This is a genomic window from Brevibacillus sp. MCWH (assembly GCF_013096935.1).
Lineage (GTDB): Bacteria > Bacillota > Bacilli > Brevibacillales > Brevibacillaceae > Brevibacillus > Brevibacillus aydinogluensis.
This window is the reverse complement of sequence record NZ_SDLF01000223.1, coordinates 1-402: the sequence shown is the minus strand read 5'-3', so window position 1 is coordinate 402 and position 402 is coordinate 1. Positions and strand designations below refer to the sequence as shown.

Here is a 402-nt window from a genome sequence, read left to right as displayed (position 1 = left end):
GGGTATCCCATCTGCATAGCTTCCGTTCTAATTCTGTCATAATACGACTTAACCTTTTGTTTCCAATTTGCTCCGTCTGCCGACCACACCCATTTTCCGTAACCTTTATCACCGCCCTCATGGAAATAGTCAATGTCATCAGCGGCCATATACCCCCTAGAATTAATGGCATTGAAACGGCTTTTCATAGCTTCTGCAAAACGTTTAGCTGCATATTTAGCTTGTGTGTCAACACCTGAGTAAGCATGGTCACAAGAACTTGGACAACCATACCCAACAATAAAACTTCCTTTCTCAGGTCTACCTTGACCCAAAGTACCAAAAACTGTTTCGTGCTTACACACCGCAAGTAAAAAGAAGTATGCTTGGTCAGGTAACCTATAAGCCTTTACCCATCTATTG

1 pseudogene is annotated in these 402 nt (G+C 42.5%); it reads right to left on the bottom strand.

The features are described from left to right. A pseudogene (locus ETC00_RS20180) lies at nucleotides 1-402 on the bottom strand (M23 family metallopeptidase); the annotation flags it as partial.